The organism is Cupriavidus sp. FW305-46, from assembly GCF_058787075.1.
On sequence record NZ_JBYSZI010000004.1, the window covers coordinates 57,869 to 80,198 of the forward strand.

The window sequence follows — 22,330 nt, forward strand, 5'->3', positions numbered from 1 at the left end:
TCAGGCGGCCAGCGCGGTGTCGCCCCGGCCTGCGGCGATCAGGGCGGCCAGGTACTCGGCGTCGCGGGCGATGCCGGAGAATCGCCCCGACCCCCACGTGTGCAGCCAGGGCAGGCCAAGGAAGTACAGGCCGGCGTGTGCGGTCACGCCGCGTTCGTGACCCGGATAACCGCGGCCGTTGAACACCGGCACTTCGAGCCAGCTGAAATCCGGTCGGAAGCCGATGCACCAGATGATCGAACCAATGCCGGCTGCCTGGAGATCCAGTTCGGTGCGCTCGGCCGGGGGCGTCCACATGGGCTCATAGACGCTCGGCGGCGGTGCCTCGATGCCCCGCTCCGCGATGAACTTGTCAATGCTCGCGTTGATGCGGTTGTAGGTCGCATCGGCGTCGTCCAGGTTGTGACGAAGGTCCGGCGCAAAACGCAGTCGGCCGTCGAGGTAGTCGTCGAGCACGCCGTAGAGCTCCATGCCCTCGGTGGCGAATTTGCGCAGGTCGATATCGCGGCCGCCGTCGCGCCCGGTGACGTAGTGATTGGTGTTGTCGCGCACGCCCTCGCGCAGCGGATGCTCGGTGACGGGCAGATCGTAGTACTTCATGTCCGCGAGCCAGTCCACGACGTCCCGCCCGCGATAGAAGCGCGCGCAACGCGGCGCCTCGCCGACGGCGAGATACACCTTGCGGCCGGCCAGATGCAGGTCTTCCGCAATCTGCGCGCCCGACTGGCCAGAGCCGACCACGAGCACCGCACCGTCTGGCAGCGACTCGGGATTCCTGTATTCGGACGATTGCAGCTGCCGGATCGACGCCGGCAAGCGCTCGGCCATGCGCGGCACGATCGGCGTGTGATAACCGCCCGAGGCCACCACCACCTGGTCCGCGGTGAATGCGCCCTGGCTCGTCACCACGGAAAATCCCCCCGGCGCGCGCGCCTTCACTTGCCGCACCTCGGTATGCTCGAGCACCGGCGCGCCGACCGTCCGGATAAAGCCATCGAGATAGGCCGCGATCTCATCCTTCTTCATGAAGCCGTGCGGCTCGTCACCCTGGTAGGGATAGCCCGGCAGCGCGCATTGCCAGTTCGGCGTCACCAGGCAGAACGCATCCCAGCGTTGCGTGCGCCAGGTGTGCGTGACCGTGTGCTTCTCGATGAGCAGATGATCGATGCCGGCCTGCTTCAGGAAGTAGCTCATCGATAGTCCGGCCTGGCCGCCGCCGACAATGATGACGCCGTAGTGCTTGGGCTCTGCGGCCTGGCCCGGATTGGTGTTGATGACGTGGGACATGTTGGATCCTTTGAGGCGAGGAATTTGGAAATCGGCTAGCTGCCAAAGCCAAGAAACTGGACGGTGGCGTCCTCCCGACCCTGGAACCGCTGCGCGGCGATTTCCAGGATGCGGAGCTGGTCCATCGCGGAGGAGCAGGCGTAGCCGTACCTGGCACACACCCGCTCGGAAGCGGCGCCCAGCGCGGTACGCGCGCGCTCGACGAACTCGTCCAGCGGGTACGCCGTCCCGGCGGCAAAATGCTTCGTGACGATGGAGGATGGGGAATAGCAGGCCATCTCGGTCTGGTCAGGCCAGCGGATGCGGAAATGGGTAACCGGCATGGCAGGTCTCAGGTTGGGGAATCGATCGGCGTGGCCAGGCGCGTCGGCAGGATGAACCCCGCCTCGCGGAAGTCCCACAACGTGGCCCGTTCGCCTGCGTGCGTGAGCGTGGCGACACGGGAATCGTCGATGGCGCCGATCTGGGCGCAGGCAATGCCGCGATCGAGGAAGCGGCGTTCGACCGCCTGCGCCTCGTCGTCATCGACGGCCAGCAGGAAGCCATAGCTGGGGAATGCCGTCAGCCACCGCTCCAGCGGCACGCCAGCGGGCCTGGGAATGCGCTTCAGCGCGATGCTGGCGCCCACCCCGGAGCATTCGAGCAGCATCAGCGTGGTGCCGAGCGCACCCGCCATGCTGATGTCCTTGGCCGCCGCGCAAAGGCCGTCTTCGGCCAGCACCGGCAAGAGTTCGAGATCCGCGCGCAGTCGTTCGCCCGGTGCGCCCGTCGACGCGTTCCAGAACGGGTACGGCTCCGCGAATGCGCCGCGCAGGTCCACCGCCATCAACAGGCGCTGGCCGGGACGCGCGGCGAAGCTCGACAGCAGCTTGCGCGCACGGCCGAGGATGGCCACCGCAAGCTGGCTTTGCTCGCTGCGCGCGTTGCTGTGACCGCCGACGATCGGCACGCCATAGGCGACGGACGCCGCGGCCATACCCTTGAGCACTTCGGCGGCGTCGGCGGCGCCATGGCTCCATAGCGCATCGACCACGGCCGTCGGCCTGCCGCCCATCGCATAGATATCGCTGACGTTCACCATGACCGCGCTGTAGCCGGCGAACCACGGCATCGTGCGGATGAAATCGCTGACCAGTCCTTCGATGGCGAACAGCAGGTAGCCGTCGCCATCCCGCCATGCCGCGCAGTCGTCCCCGACATCGACAGCCATGGCTGCGTTGCGTCCGGCGGCCGCGGCGCCAAGCGGCGACAACATGGCCGGGATATCGGTCTTATGCGCAAAGCCGCGGCTGCTGCGCAGCGTGTGTACGAGATCATCGAGGTTCATCGCATGGCCCTGCCTTCGGTAATCAGGCCCGCGTGCGGGGTATGGCAAGGCGGGTAATGGTTCAGATCTGCCTGCATCAGGTGGTGCGGCCGCCCGAGCAGCGTCTCCTCTGCCAGGACGTGCCAATGCAAGCGCCTGAACAAGGGCACGTTCTGACTCTGCACGTGCGCAAGGAAGCGCCGGCATCCGATCGCGTGGGCGCTGCTCACCGCCAGGCGGATCAGCGTCGCGCCGATCTTGCCCTGGCTGCGGTATGCCGCATCCACCGCCAGGCGCGAGCCGAGCCACACGCCCGGCTCGCTTTCATGGATGCGCACGGTGCCGACCACGGTGCCGGGATGGCCCGGCAACTCCGGCTCGAAGCGCACCGCCACCAGCAGTTGCGCCACGTCGTCCACCGCGTCCCGGTCGTCGCCAGCGAAGATGCCCTGCTCCTCGCAGAACACGGCCTGGCGCAAGCGATAGGCCTGCTCCGCCTCCCAGACGTGCTCCGCCCAGCGGATGCGGAACATCGGGATGCCCGGCACCTCGACGCAGAGATTGCCTTTCATAATGTTGCTCCGTCGCTCGCCAGTGCCGCCTCGCGCTCGTAGGTGGCCAGCGACGAGCACGCGCCGCACTTGCCGCAACCCGCCTTGATATCGGACGAGCGCATGCCGGCGGCGCCCAACATGGCGCCGAGCGGCTGCAGGATCGACTGCATGAAGGCCGGCGAGGGAGCCGGGTGGTCCTCCAGCGGCGTGCCGGAGATCGGCACGAAAGGCACCACGAACGGATACACCCCGAGTTCGATCAGCTCGCGCGAGATCGCCAGGATGGCTTCCGCGGTGTCGCCGAGTCCCGCGAGGATGTAGGTGCTGACCTGCCCCCTGCCGAACACGGCAACGGCAGCCTTGAAGGCTTCCATGTAGCGGCTCAGCGGCACCGACGCCTTGCCCGGCATGATGCGTTCGCGCAGCGCCGGCGTGACGACCTCGAGGTGCATGCCGAGCGCGTCGATGCCGGCGGCCTTCATGCGCTCGAACCAGCGGTCGTCGTCGGGCGGCTCGCACTGCGCCTGGATCGGCAGGTCGACCGCCGCCTTGATGGCGAAGGCGCTCTCGCAAAGAATAGCCGCACCCCGGTCCGGCGTCGGCGGCGTGCCGGTGGTCAGCACCATATGCCTGACGCCATCGAGCAGCACCGCGGCGCGTGCCACTTCGGCCAGTTGCTCGGGCGTCTTGCGCGCCACCGTACGGCCTGCCGCCAGCGACTGGCCGATCGAGCAGAACTTGCAGGTCTTCTTGCGGCTCTCGTACCGGATGCAGGTCTGCAGGACGGTCGTGGCCAGCACGTCGGCGCCATGCAGCGTGGCGATATGCGAGTACGGAATGCCCTCCAGGGTCTGCAGCGCATGGAAACGCGGCGCCTTCGGAAAGCTGATGCTGGCAATCGGGATGGTTCCGCGCATCAGCGCGCTGCGCCCCGTTCCGTCGGGCGCCTGCGCCACGAACGGCGAGTGCCACGCCGTGCTGGTATGCACCGGCACCATGATGGTCACGCCGTCGATGGTGACCGCCTTGTGGTCGGACGGACCCGCCCCGCCGCGGCGGCTGGCCGCGCCGGCATTCGGGTCTTCCAGGCGCAGCCCGACGGACTGCAGCTCAGTCATCAATTGCCGGCTCGAAGCCGGCACGGTCGCGCTGGATGTCATCGCGGATGCTCCCATGGAAGTTTGAGAAGGCGCCTGCCATCGGCACTGCCGTCACCGCCGGCCGCTCATTGATGGCCAGGCTTAGCAGTTCCGGGCGCGCGTAGTGGCCCACCGAATCCATCATTCGCTTGCGCTTGGTGATGAGCGACATGTCAAGGTCGGCAATGACCATGCCCTCACCCTCGCGCAACGGCGGCGCCAGGTGCTGCCCCTCCGGCGAGATGATTGCGGTGTTGCAGCCGCCGCGCAGCGCCTTCTGCAGCGCCGGATCGGTGGTCACAGAGGCGATCTGCGCTTCGGTCAGCCAGCCGGTGGCGTTGACGACGAAGCAGCCGGATTCCAGCGCGTGGTGCCGGATCGTGACTTCGATCTGCTCGGCAAAGATCGGCCCGACCAGCGAGCCTGGGAACTGGCTGCAGTGGATTTCCTCGTGCTGGGTCATCAGCGCATAGCGGGCCAGCGGGTTGTAGTGCTCCCAGCACGCCAGCGCGCCGACGCGGCCGATTGCCGTGTCCGCGACCTTCAGGCCGGCCGCATCGCCCTGCCCCCAGATCATCCGTTCGTGGAAGGTGGGCGTGATCTTGCGGCGCTTGACCGCGAGATTGCCCTCGGTGTCGAAGATAAGCTGCGTGTTGTACAGGCTGCCGTGGTCGCGCTCGTTCACGCCGAGCACCACGACCATGCCGTGCCGGCGTGCGCGCCCGGCGACGGCATCGGTAACCGGGCCGGGCACCACCACGGCCTGCTCGTACAGCCGCATGTGGTCGCTGCCGGAGTGCACCGGCGGCCGTACGAAGGAGAAGTACGGGTAGTACGGCACGAAGGTCTCCGGGAAGACGATCAGCTGCACGCCTTTCCCGGCGGCCTCGTCGATCGCCTCGCAGACCTTGGCCAGCGTGCCTTCGCCGCTCTCGAGGTCGGGCGCGATCTGAACCGCGGCCGCGCGCACAATGGGTTTCTGTGACATGGTGGCACCTGCCCTTTTGCTCAGACCGTCCAGGTGTCGATGATCAGCGCGTTCTCCTTGCGATGCAGCAGCTTGAGGTCGAGCACATCGAGCGGACTGATCGGGCGAATGCCCTCGATCAGCGAGGCTTCGCCGTGGCCGTACAGGGCCTGCAGGGCGAAGCGGCAGGCGTAGACCTTGCCGCCCTCTTCCATGAACTTGGTGAGCTGCTTGTTGAAGTTCATGTGGCCCGGAAACGCCTCATCGCCGAGCGTCGGGAAGCCGCGCTGAACGCCGAGGTTGACGCCGGGGCCATACAGCAGAATCGAGGTCTCGAAGCCCTTGCGCAGCAGCCGCGTGGCTTGCAGCATATTGACGAAGCCGATCGAGCCTTCGAAGGCGACGGTGTGGAATGTCACCAGCGCCTTCTCGCCGGCTTCTGCCTTTACGTCCTCGAATACCTTCTCTTCATAGTCGACCAGGAAATCGCCCTTCTTGTGGGCCGGTTTGCTGACAGCAGGCATGCTTCTCTCCGTTGCGTTGATGAGGCAGTGCGGTCGATCGATCCCATGCCGATCGACCGTTCGGCGCCAGGCCGAACACGCCAACATCCGCAACCGATGTGCCACGCAATGTCCGCAGTCATGCGATCAATCTCCAATCAAAGCGATGGCGACCAAATGATCGGCCCAATGATCGCAACGGCTTTGGCCATGGATGCCACCAAAGGCGCACAGCGCACGCCATGACGGCTTTGCCACAATGCACGTTTTTGAACGGGAGCAAGCCGCCCGGGTGCGCACACGTGGTGCATGAGCGTTGATATCGCACCATCATTGAGAACTTCAGATGCGATCGCCTGCGTGGCTTGGTAAGCGATCATTCGAGTGCTATCCTCAGGGCACTGAATTCCATCGCATCGCGCAGCGGGAGACCATGGTGTCCAACCTGACCAGCCATTGGTTAAAACGTATCGCCGGTAGTGCCAAGCCTGCCTATCTGCTGATTCCGGACCTGATCGAGGAGGCGCTGGCCGATGGCCAGCTGCGCTCACGCGACCGGTTGCCGGCGCTGCGCGACCTGGCCGAAGCGCTGCAACTGAACTACACCACCGTGGCGCGCGCCTACAGCGAAGCGAGGAAGCGGGGATTGATCGACACCAAGACAGGAAGTGGCACTTACGTGCGCGGACGTGCGCCCGCGATGCCGCTGCGCGGCGGCACGGGTGCGGAGATGGCCATGAACATGCCGCCGGAGCCGCCCGCGATGACGGGGCGGCTTCGTGACGCCATGGCGCAACTGCTGGAGGCCGCCGACCCCTACTCGCTGCTGCGCTACCAGGACTTTGGCGGATCCCCGGCCGATCGCTCCGTCGCCGCGAAATGGCTGCGCAGCTGGGTGCCGGCATGCAGCGCGGACACCGTGCTGGTCACGCCCGGCATCCACAGCGCGCTGGTCGCACTGCTGTCGCAGCTCGCGCGCCCGGCGCAGACCATCTGTGCCGACGCGCTGGCCTACCCCGGCATCAAGGCCATCGCCGCGCAGCTCAATATCCAGCTACAGGCGCTGCCCGGCGACGAGGATGGCCCGTTCGCCCACGCCTTCGAAGCCATGTGCAAGACACAGAAGCCGGCGGCGCTCTATTGCAACCCGACCATCCAGAACCCGAGCACGCGCACCATGCCGCAGGCACGCCGCGAGCAGCTCGCCGAAGTCGCGCTGCGCTACAGCGTGCCGATCATCGAGGACGATGCCTACGGCATGCTGCCGCTGCGGGCACCGCGGACGTTTGCCGCGCTCGCCCCGGAACTCACGTATTACGTCACCGGCCTGTCCAAATGCCTGGGCGCCGGGTTGCGCATAGCGTTCCTGCACGCCCCCACCGCCCGGCAGGCGCAGCGCCTTGCTGGCACCCTGCGGGCAACGACGGTGATGGCGAGCCCCATCAACACACTGCTCGCTACATCCTGGATCAAGGACGGAACGGTAGACGACATGCTCAAGGCCATCCGCGCCGAAAGCGCGGCGCGGCAGTTGATTGCGCGCCATGTGCTTGAGGGCCTGGCCTATGACGCAGACCCGGAAGGCTTTCACCTGTGGCTGCCGATCCCGGCAGCTTCAGCGTGGAGCCCGTCGGAACTGGCGCTGCATCTGCGCTCGCGCGGCATCGGCGCGGTATCGGCCGCCGCTTTCTCGACCGACGGCAACCCGCCCGATGCGATCCGCGTCTGCCTGGGCGGCCCGGGCGAGCGTGATGAGATCGAGGAGTCGCTGCGGATCATCGCGGAGACGCTCGACAATCCGCATCATTTGCATTCAGCGATGCTGTAGCCGGGGGGCTCCCCTTGATTCCCGCGCAGCTTTCCGCTGTTCGGCGCACTGCCCAGCCTGGCCCGGCGGGCGCCGGCGTTCAGGGAGTTATCCCTTGACCGAGTCGGTCGCGGCTTCGTCGATCAACGCTGCAACCTCGACTGGCTTCGAAGCCAGCGAAGCATGGCTTGCCGCCAGAGTCATGACCTTCCGGGGATTGAGCCGGACTGACATCTTCAGCTGGTTTTCGGGGGCGATCATTCTGTCTTCGCTGGAAATCTGGTACCAGGACGGCTTCTTTCTCCAGGCCGGCGCCGTGATGACGCCGCCGAAGGTGCTTGCAAGCGGCGCCTTCTGCGTCACCGCCATCACCAGCGCGTCGTCGGGCGAAAGATCCTGGCAGAAGCTCTCATGGAACATATCGGACTTGAGCCACAAGTAGCCGTCGCTGTCGGGTTCGAGATTGGGAGCCGCAACCGGAAGATGCTGCTGAGTAATGCCACCGGGACTCTCCCCCGCTTCTGGCGCAAACGCCGCGATATACACAAGCCCCACCACATTGGGCTGGTCACCCGCCTGGGTAATCACCGCACCACCGTACGAATGCCCCACCAGAAGGACTGGCCCTTTTTGCTGGGCAATCATCTTGCGGGTACGCTCGACATCGTCAGCAAGCGATGTCAGCGGCATTTCAACGGCGCGGACGTTCGTATACCCCTTTCGCGCCAGTTCAACGATGACCTTTCCCCAATGCGCGGCACCTCCCCAGAAGCCGTGCACCAGAATGATCGAGGGCTTGCTCATGATCTGACTCCTATCTGCCAATGTAAGCTGTAAGCCGAACAATGCAACACGCTGCAGTCCCTCGGCGGTTGGACTGCGCTCCAATCGATGCCACCGTCAGCCCTGATCCCCGCCGCCAACTGGCAAGACCGTGCCGGTAATGTAAGAAGCCTCGTCCGATGCGAGAAACAGGATGGCATGGACCTGCTCGTCGATCGTGCCATAGCGGTGCATCAGGCTCGAGGCCCTGGTCTGGTCGACGATGGCCTGGTACCAGATGGCCTCCTGCTCGCTCTGCGCTGCCATGTTGCGCGGGATCCTGCGCGGCGGTGCCTCGGTGCCGCCGGTGGCCACTGCGTTGACGCGCACGCCTTCGTGCGCATGCTCGAAGGCGAGGCTGGCCGTCAGTGCGTTGACGCCGCCCTTGGCCGCCGCGTAGGGCACACGGTGGATGCTGCGCGTGGCAATCGACGACACGTTGACGATGACGCCCTGCCGGCGCGCGACCATGCCGGGCAGCACCGCCCGGCAGCACCACAGCGTGGGGAACAGCGAGCGCCGGATCTCGGCTTCGATCTGGTCCTCCTCATAGGCCTGGAAGGGCTTGGCCCAGATTGTGCCGCCCACGTTGTTGACGAGGATGTCGATGCGGCCGAAGGCTGCTTCGGCCGCCTGCGCCATTTGCGTGGCGCCGGCATAGCGCTCCAGGTCGGCGTGCACTGCGATGGCCTGCCCGCCTGCGGCGACGATCTGCGCCGCGACTTCATCGACCAGCGCCGAGCGGTCGACCAGCGCCACCGAGGCGCCCTCGGCGGCGGCGGCCAGTGCGACGCCGCGGCCGATGCCTTGTGCGGCCCCGGTCACGATCATGGCTTTGCCGGCAAAGCGTGTAGCAGTTCTCATGTTGTCGTGCTCCTCGCTCATGCCGCGTTGCTGGCCGAGAACTTCTCATAGTAGAAGCCGGCGGGCGTGATGCCGCTCTGCTGCAGCCAGCCGCGCACGGCCTCCACCATGGCCACGGGGCCACACAGGTAGATGTCGACATCACCGCCGTTGAGCCATTCCGGCTCCACATGGGCTGTGACATAGCCCTTGCGGGCGTGGTTGCTGGCAGCGTCAGCCACGCAGGTACGGTATTCGAAGCCGGGCAAGGCACCCTGGGCCGCATTGATGCGCGACAGCGCCACCAGGTCGATGTCGTTGGTGACCCCGTAGACCATGCGCACCGGCTGCGCACAGCCGCTGGCGGCCAGCACATCGAGCATCGACAGGAAGGGAGCGATGCCGGTGCCGCCGGCCAGGAACAGCACCGGCCGCGCCACCTCGCGCAGGTAGAAGCTGCCGTAGGGGCCCGAAAACGCCACGCGCTCGCCTGATCTGGCCCGGCTGGTCAGCCACGTGCTCATCCGGCCTTCCGGCACGTTGCGCACCACGAAGCCGGTGCGCGCGCTGCCGGGCGCGGAGCTGAAGGAATAGGAGCGCGTCTGGCCGGTGCCCGGGATCTCGACATTGACATACTGGCCGGGCAGGAAGTCCAGGCCAGCGGCCTCGTCCAGGTCGATGGAAAAGCCGATGGTCGAATCGGAGAGCTGTTCGAGCTCGGCCAGCGTCCCCTGGTAGGTGGTGACGCCGGTCTTGCACGCGGCTGACGAGGCGGGCACGCGGATCACGCAGTCCGATCGCGGACGGGTCTGGCAGGCCAGCACGTAGCCCTCGGCAGCTTCCTCCGCGGTCAGTGCATCCTCGATATAGCTCGACGCCGGCAGGTCATAGCTGCCCGACTCGCACAGCCCGCGGCAGGTGCCGCAGGCGCCGTCGCGGCAGTCCAGCGGGATATTGATCTGCTGGCGATAGGCGGCATCGGACAAGGTCTCGTGCTCGCCGCAGGTGATGAACCTGGTGACGCCGTCTTCGAATTGCAGGGCAATGGTGTGTTCCATGGCGCGTTCCTCCAGCCTGGATCAGATGTGATAGATGTCGATGACCTGGTTGATGTAGTCGTTCTTGAGCACGACATACTTGTCCAGGATGCACGGCTGCCCGCCGGAGAGGTCGAGGGTGTAGCGCGACATGCCGAAGTAGCTGTAAGTGGTCTGGTAGCGATGGCTCAGCGTGTGCCAGTTGAAACGCACGGTGCAGGTGTCGCCCGCCACCCCGAGCACTTCGACGTTGCTCAGGTTGTGGCTGGTGCGCGTGTCCGGAATGGTGGCGCTGGAGCGCTCGGTCTTGATGCGGAACACGCGATCCTCCAGGCCCTGTCGGGTCGGGTAATAGATCAGCGAGACCTCGCGCTGCGGGTCGGTGATCAGCTTGCCGTCGTCATCCCAGCAGGGCATCCAGAACTTTGCGTCGGGGTGGTAGCACGCAAGCCATGCGTCCCACTCTTCGTCATCCAGCAGCCGTGCCTCGCGGTACAGGAAGGACTGGATGGCGGCAAGGTCGACCGGTTTGTCGAGGGTGGTGTCGGCGGCGCTCATGCTGCGCTCCCTGCGGCGGCGTCGGTGGCTTCATTCGCGGCTTCGGCGGATTGCTCTGCCACGGCCTTCTTCATCACATCCAGCCAATAGCGGTGCTGCACCGTGTAGAGGCCCTCGTCCTCGGTACGCACCCCGCTCATCACGGGCTTGAGTCCGATGCGCTGCGCGGCTTCGTCGGCACCGTCGATCCAGTGCTTCGCGCCACGGCACATGTCGTTCCAGGCCAACGCCTGCCCGGCGTAGCCCTGCTGGCAGGCGCGGAATTCCTCGAGGTCGTCCGGGGTGGCCATGCCGCTGACGTTGAAGAAGTCCTCGTACTGGCGGATGCGGCGCGCGCGCGCCTCGTCGGACTCGCCCTTTGGCGCGATGCAGTAGATGGTGACCTCGGTCTTGTCGACGGCCAGCGGACGCAGCAGGCGGATCTGCGAGCCGAACTGGTCCATCAGGTAGACGTTGGGATAGAGGCACAGGTTGCGCGAGTTCTGGATCATCCAGTCCGCGGTCTCCGCGCCGCAGCGCTCGGCGAATTCCTCGCGGCGGCTGAAGTTGGGGCGGTCCTCCGGATTGGCCCAGCGCGTCCACAGCAGCATGTGGCCATGCTCGAAGGCGTAGAAGCCGCCGCCCTGCTGCCCCCACTTGCCGGCGTCCATGGCGCGGATCTTGTCTTCCTGCGCATTCTTCTGCTTGCGCTGGCTGGTGGTCGCGGCGTAGTTCCAGTGCACCGCCGACACATGGTAGCCATCGGCGCCGTTCTCGGCCTGCAGCTTCCAGTTGCCCTCGAACGTGTAGGTGGACGAGCCGCGCAGCACCTCAAGCCCGTCGGCCGACTGGTCGACGATCATGTCGATGACGCGCGCCGCTTCGCCGAGGAAGTCCTGCAGCGGCGGCACGTCCGCGTTCAGGCTGCCGAACAGGAAGCCGCGGTAGTTCTCGAAGCGCGCCACCTTCTTCAGGTCGTGCGAGCCTTCCTTGTTGAAGCAGTCGGGATAGCCGGCGTTCTCGGGATCCTTCACCTTCAGCAGCTTGCCGCTGTTGTTGAAGGTCCAGCCGTGGAACGGGCAGGTATAAGTGGCCTTGTTGCCGCGCTTGTGGCGGCACAGCATGGCGCCGCGGTGGCTGCAGGCATTGATGAAAGCGTTCACTTCGCCCTGGCGGTTGCGCGCGATCACCACCGGCTGGCGGCCAATATGGGTGGTGTAGTAATCGTTGTTGTTCGGGATCTGGCTTTCGTGCGCCAGGTAGATCCAGTTGCCCTCGAAGATGTGCTTCATCTCGAGTTCGAACAGGTCTTCGTCGGTGAAGGCCGCGCGGTGCAGCCGGTGGTCGCCGCTTGCCTTGTCTTCCACCAGGAAGGCGTCGAGGTCGAGGCGCCCGGCGCTGGGGCGAACGGGGGCCTTGCCCTCCGGATAGATGGGGATCATGGAGTTGTCTCCTGCCGATGTCTTGTCTGCTGGACGGCCCTGCGCATGGCGCTGCCGCCCGGACTGGATCTGCCGGCCCGCGCGGCGGGCGGCACTACGGAAAATCAGGCGGCGGCGCGCTGGCGCTCCACCTCGGCGGCGGGGGCGCCGGCCTGCTCCGGCAGCAGCCGGAAATCGAAGTCGATCGAGGCAAACGGCTTGTCCACGCCGTGTTTGTCGAGCGCTGCGGCTTCGGTGACGCGGGTCACCGCCGGCACCAGCCCCTCGCGGCTGGCGAAGGCGAAGTCATCCCACAGGTATTCGTCGCCGTCGATGTTGATCTGCGTGGTCAGCTTGCGGTGGCCGTCCGCCGACACGAAGAAGTGGATGTGGGCCGGGCGCCGTCCGTGGCGCGCGAGCTGGTCCAGCAGGCCCTGGGTGGTGCCTTGCGGCGGGCAGCCGTAGCCGTTGGGCACGTTGCTGCGGAACTGGTAGCGGCCATTGGCGTCGGTGACGATGGTGCGGCGCAGGTTGAAGTGCGACTGGGTCTTGTCGAAGAACGAGTAGTTGCCCATCAGGTTGGCGTGCCACACCTCGACCCTGGCGCCGGGCAGCGGCTTGCCGTCGGCGCCGAACACCGTGCCTTGCATGAACAGGACCTCGCCCTTGCCGTCGTCGCTACCGTCGTCGAGCCGGGCGAAGCCGGTGCTTTCCGGGGCGCCGGCCACGTAGAGCGGGCCTTCGATGGTGCGCGGCGTGCCGCCGGTCAGGCCGGCGCGGGCTTCGGCCTCGTCGGCGCGGACGTCGAGGAAGCGTTCCAGCCCCAGGCCGGCGGCGAGCAGGCCCAACTCCTGGGTGGCGCCCGCCTCGGCGAAGTACTCGATGCCCTTCCAGACTTCGCTGGCGCTCAGGTCGAGGTCCTCGATTGCCTTGAACAGGTCCGCGGTCAGGCGGACTACCACCTGCTGCACGCGCGGGTCGGGGGTGCCTTGCGTGCCGGTGGCGACGATAAAGCTGTGGACCAGGGCGTCGATTTCCGAGTGAGTCATGGGGGTCTCCATAGTTGTGGTTGGGTCCCGGACCATGCTTTGCAGGTATTGAGCTTGTCTTCCGGGTATGGATGGAGCATAGTCAACGCCAGTTTTAGCAGTCCAACACTGATTTAGTATCCGCTTGATACTCAGGAGGTATAGTCGTGGAATTGCGGCACCTGCGTTACTTCGTGGCCGTGGCAGAGGAACGCAACTTCACCCGGGCGGCCGAGCGGCTGCATATCGCACAGCCGCCGCTGTCGCGCCAGATCCAGCAACTGGAGGACGACCTGGGTGTGCAACTCTTCGAGCGCCACTCGCGCCCGCTGAAACTGACCGACACCGGGCGCTTCTTCTATACCCACGCGCTGCAACTGCTGGCCCAGACCGCGGAACTGCAGGCGATGACCAAGCGGGTCGGCAAGATCGAGCACAAGATGTCGGTCGGCTTTGTCGGCTCCACGCTGTACGGGATGCTGCCGCGGATCATCCGGCGCTTCCGGCAGATGCACGCCGATCTCGAACTGAGCCTGCACGAGATGTCGACCATGGACCAGATCAAGGCGCTCAAGGAGGGGCGCATCGACGTGGGCTTCGGGCGCATTCGCCACGAAGACCCGTCGGTGCGGCGCGTGGTGCTGCGCGAGGAGCGCATGATCGTGGCGCTTCCGGTCGGCCATCCGCTGGCTGACGCCAAGCCCGAGCTCGCGCTGCACGACCTGGTCGGCGAGCCGCTCATCATCTTCCCCAAGGCGCCGCGCCCGAGCTTTGCCGACCAGGTGCTGGCCGCCTTCCACGACCGCGCCCTGAAGCCGCGCCGCCTGCACGAGGTGCGCGAGCTGCAGATCGCACTCGGGCTGGTGGCGATGGGCGAAGGCATCTCGGTGGTCCCGAGCAGCGTCTACGGGCTCAAGCGGGGCGACGTGACCTACAAGGAACTGGACGATCCCAAGCTGGTGTCGCCCATTATCATGAGCACGCGCATGCTGGACGAGTCGGCCGACCTGCGCTCGCTGCGGGACATGATCTACCAGCTCTACGAGGATGAGGGCATGGCCTACCTGCCGCCGCCGAAGGATTAGGGATCAACGGGCGGTCCATACTCTGAAGGTATGGAATCAGACGCCAACGGTGTTGGACACCCAAAAAATAGCCCTCCATACTCCGGTGCAACGTTCAACTGCATCAGGAAGGTATGAAAGTGGCGACGCAGCAAAGCACCACGGCCATCGAGTCCATCGAGGCCATCCTGGTCGATCTTCCGACCATCCGGCCGCACCAGCTCGCCATGGCGACCATGCAGCGGCAGACGCTGGTGATCGTCCGGCTGCGCTGTGCCGACGGCGTCGAAGGCCTCGGCGAGGCGACCACCATCGGTGGTCTTTCCTACGGCGACGAGAGCCCCGAAGGCATCAAGCTGACCATCGACAGCTACCTTGCACCAGCGCTGCTGGGCCAGGATGCGGCCAACGTGCATGGCGCCATGGCGCGCCTCGGCAAGGTCGCACGCGGTAACCGCTTCGCCAAGTCGGCGCTCGAGACCGCGCTGCTGGACGCGCAGGGCAAGCGTCTCGGCGTGCCGCTGGCGACACTGCTGGGCGGCGCCGTACGCGACACCCTGCCGGTGCTGTGGACGCTGGCCAGCGGCGACACCGCGCGGGACATCGACGAGGCGGAGCGCCTGCTTGCCGAGCGCCGCCACGACACCTTCAAGCTCAAGATCGGCCGGCGCAGCGTGCGCGAGGACGTGGCGCACGTATCCGCGATCAAGCGCGCGCTGGGCGAGCGGGCGCGCGTCACGGTGGACGTCAACCAGGCCTGGAACGAAGCGGATGCCGCCACCGGCATTGCCATGCTGGAGTCCGCCGGCATCGATCTGATCGAGCAGCCCACGCCTCGCGAACAACGCGCCGCGCTGGCGCGTCTGGCGGCGCGCTTCGTCGTGCCCATCATGGCCGACGAAGCCGTGTGCGGGCCCGAGGATGCGATGGAACTGGCCCGCATCGGCGGCGCCGACGTGTTCGCACTGAAGATCGCCAAGTCGGGCGGCATCTTCGGCATGCTGCGCACGGCCGCGGTGGGCGATGCGGCCGGCATCGCGCTGTATGGCGGCACCATGCTCGAAGGCAGCATCGGCACCATAGCCGCCGCCCACGGCTTTGCGACCCTGCCGCAACTGGCGTGGGGCACCGAACTGTTCGGCCCGCTGCTGCTGAAGGACGACATCGTGGCCGAGCGCCCCGTCTACCGCGACTTCGCGTTGCACCTGCCGCAGGGCCCTGGCCTGGGCATGGCGCTGGACGAGGACAAGCTCGCCCACTACCGGCGCGACCGCGCCTGAATCCCTGCAATCAGACCCCATCAGAATCGAGGCGAGGAGACACCAATGCTGTATCTGGTACGAATGGACGTAAACCTGCCGCACGACATGCCCACCGCGCAGGCGGAGGACATCAAGGCGCGCGAGAAAACCTATGCGCAGGACCTGCAGCGCCAGGGCAAGTGGCAGCAGCTCTATCGCGTGGTCGGCGAGTATGCCAACTACAGCGTGTTCGACGTCGAGTCCAACGAGGCACTGCACACGCTGCTGTCGGGGCTGCCGCTGTTCCCGTACATGAAGATCGCCGTCACGCCGCTGGCGCCGCATCCTTCATCGATCCGCTGAGGGAGCCCACGTCATGCGCTTTGCCACCCGCGACGGGCTTCGCCTTCACTATGAACTCCACGGTCCGGCCGGCGCGCCGGTGCTGGTCCTGTCCAACTCACTGGGAACCACCCTGCCGATGTGGGACCCGCAGATGCCGGCGCTGCTGGAGCGCTTCCGCGTGCTGCGCTACGACACGCGCGGCCATGGCGCCTCCGGCGTGCCGACAGCGCCGTTCGGCATGGCCGAGCTCGGTGCCGACGTGCTGGCGGTGATGGACCACGCCGGTGTCGAGCACGCCCACTTCTGCGGCCTGTCGATGGGGGGCATGACCGGCATCTGGCTGGCACGCCATCATCCCGAACGCTTCGGCCGCTTCGTGCTGGCGAATACCGCGGCGCTGATCGGCCCGGCGTCCGGCTGGAACACGCGCATCGAGCGCGTCCGCAACGAGGGCATGGCGGCGATTGCCGAGGGTGTGCTGGCCCGCTGGTTCACGCCGGCCGCGCTGGCAGGCGATCCGGCGCACATCGCGCCCGTGCTCGCCATGCTCGCCCCCACGGATCCCGACGGCTATATCGCCAACTGCGCCGCCGTACGCGATGCCGACCTGCGCGGCCTGCTGCCAGGCATCCGCTCGCGCGTGCTGGTGATCGCGGGCGTGCAGGATGCCGCCACTACGCCGGAACAGGGCCGCGAGCTGGCGCAAGGCATTGCCGACGCCGAATACCTCGCGCTCAACGCCGCGCATTTGTCCAACTGGGAGTTGCCCGAGGCGTTTTCGCACGCGGTGATCCGCTTCCTGTCACAGGCGTGATGCCATACATCCTTACCGGAGCCGACATGACCCAGCCCTGCATCATCTCCGTCGCCATCACCGGCTCGCTGCCGCGCAAGCGTGACAACCCTGCCGTGCCGATCACGGTCAGCGAGCAGATCGAATCCACCCAGGCCGCCTTCGAGGCGGGCGCCACGCTAGTCCACCTGCACGTGCGCAATGACGACGAGACGCCCTCCTCCGAGCCGGACCGCTTTGCCCGCGTGCTGGAGGGCATCCGCAAACATGCGCCGGGAATCATCACGCAGGTCTCCACCGGCGGCCGCTCCGGCGCGGGAAGGGAGCGAGGGGGGATGCTGTCGCTGCGGCCGGACATGGCATCGCTTGCCACCGGCTCGGTCAATTTCCCGACCCGCGTCTATGACAATCCGCCAGACCTGGTGGACTGGCTCGCCGCGGAAATGAAGGCCTACGCCGTCAAGCCCGAGATAGAGGCCTTCGACCTGTCGATGATCTTCCAGGCGGTGGCCATGCAACAGGCCGGCAAGATCGGCGGCGCGCTGCATATCCAGTTCGTGATGGGGATCAAAAATGCGATGCCGGTCGATCGCGAGGTGCTCGCCTTCTACGTGCACACCCTGCGGCGCCTGGCACCCGATGCGACCTGGACCGGCGCTGGCATCGGCCGGGACCAGTTGACGATGGCGCGCTGGTCGCTCGAACTGGGCGGCCATTGCCGCACCGGCCTGGAAGACAATGTGCGGCTCGACAAGCAGACACTGGCGCCCTCCAACGCTGCGCTGGTCAGCCAGGTAGCAGCCTTGTGCGAGGAATATGGGCGCCCCGTGGCGACAGTGGCCCAGGCGCGCGCGCTCCTGGGGCTGCCATCAATGGAAATCGACGGGCGTTCGCTGCCCTTGAAAACGGGAGGGCATTAATTCGGCCCCAGGGTTCTACCGCCACTTCTACCGCAAACCTGTTCCGCTGGCCGGCGATAGCCAGCGAAAGCCACCGCGACAGCCCAGCGCCCTGTCCGCGCTCCGCCGACCAGGATGGCCAAACGCAATGTCGGCAATTCTGCGCGCCCGCGAGATACTGCCAGCTGACGTGCCAACGAAATCGCGCTAAAGGGTCCGGCTGCCTCGACTCTCATGCGCAAGCTGTTCGCGCTGCTCAATCAGAAAGTCCAGTCAGCGTGCCTCGGATGCGCTGAACCGTCGCCTGTAGTAACCCGGGCTGGTTCCAAGCCGAGTCCGGAAATGATTGCGCAACGTGGCTGCAGCACCAAAGCCGACTTGCACCGCGATTTCATCCACGGATAAATCGGTCTCTTCGAGCAACGTCCTGGCCCGGCCCAGGCGCTCGGTAAGCAGCCACTCCCCTGGCGGCATCCCCATCGTACTGACAAAGTGCCGCTGAAAGGTCCGGGCACTCATCGCCGTTTGCCTTGCCATTCTGACAATCGACCAGCCTTCGTCCAATGTTGCGCGCACCGCGTCCACCAGGGGTGCCAGCGACGAGCCGCTACGCTTTGAGACCGGCTCGTCGATATACTGGGCCTGCCCGCCTTCGCGGTGGGGTGGCATGACCAGTCGGCGTGCGACCTGATTGGCAGCGCGCGGGCCAAGATCCCGGCGAATCAGGTGGAGGCACAAGTCGATTCCCGCCGCACTGCCGGCAGACGTGAGGACATCGCCGGCATCGACATAGAGCACGTCCGCTTCCACGTGGACGTCCGGATATCGCGCCGCGAGTGCTGCGGCATGGCGCCAGTGCGTAGTCGCACGCTTTCCATCGAGCAACCCCGCTGCCGCCAGGACAAAGGCGCCCGTGCAGATTGACATGACGCGCGCCCCGCGTTTGTTTGCCTTCCTCAACGCGCGGCAAAGTTCCGGCGGGACCTCCGCTTCGATACCGCGCCACCCCGGAATGATGATGGTCTTCGCTTTGGCCAGGAGTTCGAGGCCACCGTCAGCCTGTACCTGGATGCCCCCCGAACCGCGCAACCTCCCCGATTCGGCGGAACAGGTCGTGAAGCGATACCAGCTGTCACCCATTTCAGGTCTTGGCAGACCGAACACTTCAACGGCGCAGCCATATTCAAAGAGGCTCAGGCCGTCATACACGACGACGGCAACCAGTCCTGCGTTGGCAGACGATTGTGATTTGGTCTTTGGCACGATAAGGACGGAAACCGGCATTGATGCCACCAGCGATTGATTTTGCCCCATCCGCTCTACGTCTCGCAAGACTCTCCCCCATGTCTGTTGCGTGGGCTGCGATCCTGATCGCAGCCACTCCCATCAAGTTGGCACGATCTTTACGCAAATTGTCGTTCGTGCCACTGGTGGGTTCAATTTGCGCTGCATATCCTGTGGCCGGTGGTTCGCGATACGGCAAGCGACGCGCGTCCGCCAGCAATTTCAACCCGCAGAGAGAGTGAAAGTGAAAGACAAACTATTCATGCTTCGCCCCGGCTTTTTTTCAGGCTCGGAAGGTCCGTTCTATTGTGGAGATTCCGTTGCCGTTGAAGGCCTGCTCGGCTTCTTCCCGCAGTTGCGCAATGAAGTGGATGTCGAATACATCGATGCGTCCCGCCCTCGCATGGCAATTGTCGAACTGATCGGCGAGGCGAACCAGTCCGCCCCCGTCCTGGTGCTCGGCGCCGGGCGCGCGCCGGTCGATGACGGCGTGGAGATTCACGTAAGCGGCCCGACGCGTTTTATCGATTCGCCCGACCATATCCGTCGATACCTGTCGTCGCAGTACGGTGTGGCGCATCCCGCCTCCTGACTACAGGCCAGCCCGGCTCATGCGTGAAGAGGCCTTCCATGCAGCCCCGCGCGCCGATCGCAACCATTGCGATTGGCGGCATCGCCTGCCGCAACCTTGGCGGTGCCCATGCGTGGCGGGCCTCGACTTCGAACCTGCTCAGCAATCGCTTCAGGCAATCGCCAGAAGTCTCTTGAATAAGCTATGGATTCTCCAATGTCTTCACCCAAGCACGCCAAGGTCCTGATTCTCGGTTCCGGCCCTGCCGGCTATACCGCCGCCGTCTATGCAGCGCGCGCCAACTTGTCGCCGGTGCTCGTCACGGGCCTGGCGCAAGGCGGCCAGTTGATGACCACGACCGATGTCGAAAACTGGCCGGCGGATGCAACAGGGGTGCAGGGCCCAGAGCTGATGCAGCGCTTTCTCGATCACGCGGAGCGCTTCAACACCGAGATCGTGTTCGACCACATCCACACGGCAAAGCTCGACGGGAAGCCGATTCGCCTGATCGGCGAATCCGGCGAGTACACCTGCGACGCGCTGATCATCGCGACAGGCGCGTCCGCACAGTATCTCGGCCTGCCGTCCGAGGAATCCTTCATGGGCCGCGGCGTGTCCGCTTGCGCGACCTGCGACGGCTTCTTTTACCAGCAGCAGCATGTAGCCGTGGTTGGCGGCGGCAATACGGCGGTCGAGGAAGCGCTGTATCTGGCTGGCATCGCGAAGAAGGTCACGGTGATCCACCGCCGCGACAAGTTCCGCGCCGAGCCGATCCTGGTCGACCGTCTGCTCGAGAAGGCGAAGCAAGGTGTTGTCGAGATCAAATGGAACCACGTGCTCGACGAAGTGAATGGCGACGGGGCCGGCGTGACCGGCCTGCGCATCAGGCATGCGCAAACCGGCGAGACCACCGAACTCGCACTCCAAGGCGTTTTCATCGCCATCGGCCACAAGCCGAACACCGATCTCTTCAGAGGCCAGCTCGAGATGACGAACGGCTACATCGTCACCAACGGCGGCCTCTCGGGCAACGCCACGGGCACGAGTGTGCCGGGCGTGTTCGCGGCAGGCGACGTGCAGGACCACATCTATCGGCAGGCGATCACCAGCGCCGGCACGGGCTGCATGGCCGCGCTCGACGCGCAGCGATACCTGGAAAGTACGCCGGAGCCTGCATTTCTACATTGCACCATCCCAGTAGAAAATTCTTCTAATTAGAAGCGATATGGCGGGTTTTTATGGAAGCATTTTGCGGGAATCGAACACTATGATTTCTCTCACAAACAGCGCGAAGCCGGCTTTCCAATCCAGGATCGGACGATGCGCAATACCGGATGACGCCCCCACCATGAGAACAATATTCCGGCTCTTCCAAGAGCACCCGGCATCGGTTGGCGAGAGCTATCTGCAGCATATGTTGTCGTCGTTTTCATTTGGCGCGTCGATGCTGTTCGCATCGATCGCGGCGCTCGTGCACGGCATGCTGCCTTTTCTCTTCGTCGCCACAGGCAGCAACACGATCTCCCGGCTGCATGAGCGCATGGTCACCCATCGCAACCGCGTGGCGTCGCGTCACCGATAAACAAGCCCCCCTTCGACAACAACATGACAAGCTCACTAGCGTCTTCCCTGCTACGCCCGGTCCCCTATATGGGCGTGATCCACGTCGTTCACGAAGCCGTCAAGCTCGGCTTCCGCAACGGTCATCCTGACTGGTGCAACCTCGGCCAGGGGCAGCCTGAAATCGGGCCCATGGCAGGCGCGCCGGAACGGCTGGCTTCACTGCAGTTCGACGTGGCAGATTGCGCCTACGGGCCGGTCGGCGGCATCGATGCGCTGCGTCAGGCGGTCGCGGACGATTACAACCGTCGCTATCGTCGCGGCAAAGCATCGCAGTACACGAAGGACAATGTCGCGATTGCGTCCGGCGGGCGGCTTGCGCTGTCGCGCCTGCTCGCCACCCTGGGCGAAATTCGTCTGGGCCACGTCGTGCCCGACTACACCGCCTACGAAGATCTGATCGCTTACCACCGTCATCGCTTCACGCCGGTCACGCTGCCCGTGGGGCCCGAAGACGGCTTTGCCATCCCGGCGCAGGCGCTCGAAGGACTGATCGCAAGGGAAGAGCTGGACGCGCTGCTGTGGAGCAATCCCAACAACCCCACCGGGGCCGTGGTACGTGGGGAAGCACTGGCACAGTATGTGGCGGCGGCGCGCAACACGGGCTGCTGGATGCTGCTCGACGAGTTCTATTCGCACTTCGTGTTCGAAGATGGCCATGCCCCCGCGGACAAGCCGGTATCTGCCGCCGAGTTCGTCGAGGACGTGGAAACGGACCCGGTCGTCATCGTCGACGGCTTGACGAAGAATCACCGTTACCCCGGCCTGCGCGTGGGCTGGGTGGTGGGGCCGACCGAGGTGATCGACATGATCAGCCGTGCCGCAAGCGCCATCGACGGCGGCCCGCCGACGATCGTGCAACGGCTTGCCGTGCAAGCACTGCAACGCGACCGTGCGGATCAGGAAACGTCCGCATTGCGGAAGATGTTCGCCAGGAAGCGCCGCATCATGCTGGACGCGCTGACCGACATGGGTGTCGAGATCCCATGCGCTGGCAACGGCACGTTCTATCTCTGGGGCCGGGTGCATCGGCTGCCCGCGCCGCTGAACACCGCGGACACCTTCTTTACGGAGGGTCTCAAGCGCATGGTCATGACCGTGCCCGGCAGGTTCTTCGACGTCAATCCGGGCAACCAGCGCGCGACCGAATACATCGATGCAAGCTGGGTGCGCTTTTCGTTCGGCCCGCCCGAGCCCAATCTCCGCATGGGACTGGAGCGCCTGGGCGACATGGTCAACAGCGAGAGGCGAGGGTAATCCGG

Annotated in this window: 25 protein-coding genes; 10 read left to right on the top strand and 15 right to left on the bottom strand. The window is 65.6% G+C overall.

Annotated features, from left to right (window positions below; translation table 11 throughout):
• From AC3WON_RS02995 to AC3WON_RS03030, 8 genes are all read right to left on the bottom strand, one after another.
• Positions 1-1,287, bottom strand: a complete 1,287-nt coding sequence (locus AC3WON_RS02995) for an MSMEG_0569 family flavin-dependent oxidoreductase (RefSeq protein ID WP_492351115.1) — start codon at positions 1,285-1,287, stop codon at positions 1-3.
• A 35-nt stretch (positions 1,288-1,322) separates the two neighbouring features.
• A complete protein-coding gene (locus tag AC3WON_RS03000) occupies positions 1,323-1,610 on the bottom strand; it encodes an MSMEG_0570 family nitrogen starvation response protein (RefSeq protein WP_492317802.1) in 288 nt (95 codons plus the stop codon).
• A gap of 8 nt (positions 1,611-1,618) precedes the next feature.
• Entirely contained in the window at positions 1,619-2,614 is a 996-nt protein-coding gene (locus AC3WON_RS03005; RefSeq protein WP_492317803.1) for a sll0787 family AIR synthase-like protein, read from the bottom strand.
• Positions 2,611-3,165, bottom strand: coding sequence for an MSMEG_0567/Sll0786 family nitrogen starvation N-acetyltransferase (locus AC3WON_RS03010; RefSeq protein ID WP_492351116.1), 555 nt, complete (start codon positions 3,163-3,165; stop codon positions 2,611-2,613). The genes AC3WON_RS03005 and AC3WON_RS03010 overlap by 4 nt, the downstream gene beginning before the upstream one ends.
• Positions 3,162-4,265, bottom strand: coding sequence for an MSMEG_0568 family radical SAM protein (locus tag AC3WON_RS03015; RefSeq protein WP_492351117.1), 1,104 nt, complete (start codon positions 4,263-4,265; stop codon positions 3,162-3,164). The genes AC3WON_RS03010 and AC3WON_RS03015 overlap by 4 nt, the downstream gene beginning before the upstream one ends.
• Complete coding sequence (locus AC3WON_RS03020) at positions 4,258-5,274, bottom strand: Nit6803 family nitrilase (RefSeq protein WP_492317806.1); 1,017 nt, start codon at positions 5,272-5,274, stop codon at positions 4,258-4,260. Before AC3WON_RS03020 ends, AC3WON_RS03015 begins: the two co-directional genes overlap by 8 nt.
• A 20-nt stretch (positions 5,275-5,294) precedes the next feature.
• Positions 5,295-5,777 (bottom strand): MSMEG_0572/Sll0783 family nitrogen starvation response protein, encoded by a 483-nt coding sequence (locus AC3WON_RS03025; protein ID WP_456806965.1) that lies wholly within the window; start codon positions 5,775-5,777, stop codon positions 5,295-5,297.
• Between the two features lie 137 nt (positions 5,778-5,914).
• A complete protein-coding gene (locus AC3WON_RS03030; protein WP_492351118.1) occupies positions 5,915-6,136 on the bottom strand; it encodes a hypothetical protein in 222 nt (73 codons plus the stop codon).
• A 56-nt stretch (positions 6,137-6,192) separates the two neighbouring features.
• On the opposite strand from AC3WON_RS03030, the gene AC3WON_RS03035 reads away from it, so the two are divergent.
• Positions 6,193-7,584, top strand: a complete 1,392-nt coding sequence (locus tag AC3WON_RS03035; RefSeq protein WP_492351155.1) for an aminotransferase-like domain-containing protein — start codon at positions 6,193-6,195, stop codon at positions 7,582-7,584.
• 87 nt (positions 7,585-7,671) lie between these two features.
• Here AC3WON_RS03035 and AC3WON_RS03040 read toward each other — a convergent pair whose 3' ends face one another.
• The 6 genes from AC3WON_RS03040 to catA form a co-directional block, all read right to left on the bottom strand.
• A complete protein-coding gene (locus AC3WON_RS03040; protein ID WP_492351119.1) occupies positions 7,672-8,367 on the bottom strand; it encodes an alpha/beta hydrolase in 696 nt (231 codons plus the stop codon).
• 96 nt (positions 8,368-8,463) lie between these two features.
• Positions 8,464-9,249 carry a 1,6-dihydroxycyclohexa-2,4-diene-1-carboxylate dehydrogenase gene (locus AC3WON_RS03045; protein WP_492317808.1) on the bottom strand — a complete coding sequence of 262 codons (786 nt, stop codon included), beginning with the start codon at positions 9,247-9,249 and terminating at the stop codon, positions 8,464-8,466.
• Between the two features lie 17 nt (positions 9,250-9,266).
• The gene (gene benC / locus AC3WON_RS03050) at positions 9,267-10,286 is read right to left on the bottom strand and encodes a benzoate 1,2-dioxygenase electron transfer component BenC (RefSeq protein ID WP_492317809.1); all 1,020 of its coding nucleotides are present in this window, start codon (positions 10,284-10,286) and stop codon (positions 9,267-9,269) included.
• A gap of 21 nt (positions 10,287-10,307) precedes the next feature.
• Positions 10,308-10,823, bottom strand: a complete 516-nt coding sequence (gene benB / locus AC3WON_RS03055; RefSeq protein WP_492351120.1) for a benzoate 1,2-dioxygenase small subunit — start codon at positions 10,821-10,823, stop codon at positions 10,308-10,310.
• Positions 10,820-12,244, bottom strand: coding sequence for a benzoate 1,2-dioxygenase large subunit (benA, locus tag AC3WON_RS03060; protein WP_492351121.1), 1,425 nt, complete (start codon positions 12,242-12,244; stop codon positions 10,820-10,822). Before benA ends, benB begins: the two co-directional genes overlap by 4 nt.
• Positions 12,245-12,348: 104 nt before the next feature.
• Positions 12,349-13,272, bottom strand: a complete 924-nt coding sequence (gene catA / locus AC3WON_RS03065; RefSeq protein WP_492317812.1) for a catechol 1,2-dioxygenase — start codon at positions 13,270-13,272, stop codon at positions 12,349-12,351.
• 146 nt (positions 13,273-13,418) lie between these two features.
• Between catA and AC3WON_RS03070 the strand changes: the two genes are divergently transcribed.
• From AC3WON_RS03070 to AC3WON_RS03090, 5 genes are all read left to right on the top strand, one after another.
• The gene (locus AC3WON_RS03070) at positions 13,419-14,336 is read left to right on the top strand and encodes a LysR family transcriptional regulator (RefSeq protein WP_492317813.1); all 918 of its coding nucleotides are present in this window, start codon (positions 13,419-13,421) and stop codon (positions 14,334-14,336) included.
• Positions 14,337-14,449: 113 nt separating this feature from the next.
• Complete coding sequence (locus AC3WON_RS03075) at positions 14,450-15,595, top strand: muconate/chloromuconate family cycloisomerase (RefSeq protein ID WP_492317814.1); 1,146 nt, start codon at positions 14,450-14,452, stop codon at positions 15,593-15,595.
• Positions 15,596-15,640: 45 nt separating this feature from the next.
• Entirely contained in the window at positions 15,641-15,919 is a 279-nt protein-coding gene (catC, locus tag AC3WON_RS03080) for a muconolactone Delta-isomerase (protein WP_492317815.1), read from the top strand.
• A 13-nt stretch (positions 15,920-15,932) separates the two neighbouring features.
• Positions 15,933-16,715, top strand: coding sequence for a 3-oxoadipate enol-lactonase (pcaD, locus tag AC3WON_RS03085; protein WP_492351122.1), 783 nt, complete (start codon positions 15,933-15,935; stop codon positions 16,713-16,715).
• Positions 16,716-16,741: 26 nt separating this feature from the next.
• Positions 16,742-17,614, top strand: coding sequence for a 3-oxoadipate:acetyl-CoA acetyltransferase (locus tag AC3WON_RS03090; RefSeq protein WP_492351123.1), 873 nt, complete (start codon positions 16,742-16,744; stop codon positions 17,612-17,614).
• A gap of 252 nt (positions 17,615-17,866) precedes the next feature.
• On the opposite strand, the gene ftrA is transcribed toward AC3WON_RS03090, so the two are convergent.
• The gene (ftrA, locus tag AC3WON_RS03095; RefSeq protein ID WP_492351156.1) at positions 17,867-18,877 is read right to left on the bottom strand and encodes a transcriptional regulator FtrA; all 1,011 of its coding nucleotides are present in this window, start codon (positions 18,875-18,877) and stop codon (positions 17,867-17,869) included.
• A gap of 244 nt (positions 18,878-19,121) precedes the next feature.
• On the opposite strand from ftrA, the gene AC3WON_RS03100 reads away from it, so the two are divergent.
• From AC3WON_RS03100 to AC3WON_RS03115, 4 genes are all read left to right on the top strand, one after another.
• Positions 19,122-19,469 (top strand): DUF3088 domain-containing protein, encoded by a 348-nt coding sequence (locus tag AC3WON_RS03100; protein WP_492351157.1) that lies wholly within the window; start codon positions 19,122-19,124, stop codon positions 19,467-19,469.
• 195 nt (positions 19,470-19,664) lie between these two features.
• Complete coding sequence (gene trxB, locus AC3WON_RS03105) at positions 19,665-20,666, top strand: thioredoxin-disulfide reductase (protein ID WP_492351124.1); 1,002 nt, start codon at positions 19,665-19,667, stop codon at positions 20,664-20,666.
• A 130-nt stretch (positions 20,667-20,796) separates the two neighbouring features.
• The gene (locus AC3WON_RS03110; protein ID WP_492344790.1) at positions 20,797-21,030 is read left to right on the top strand and encodes a DUF6356 family protein; all 234 of its coding nucleotides are present in this window, start codon (positions 20,797-20,799) and stop codon (positions 21,028-21,030) included.
• A 68-nt stretch (positions 21,031-21,098) separates the two neighbouring features.
• On the top strand, positions 21,099-22,325 hold the full coding sequence (locus AC3WON_RS03115; RefSeq protein ID WP_492351125.1) for a pyridoxal phosphate-dependent aminotransferase: 1,227 nt from the start codon (positions 21,099-21,101) through the stop codon (positions 22,323-22,325).
• The last annotated feature ends 5 nt before the right edge of the window (positions 22,326-22,330 follow it).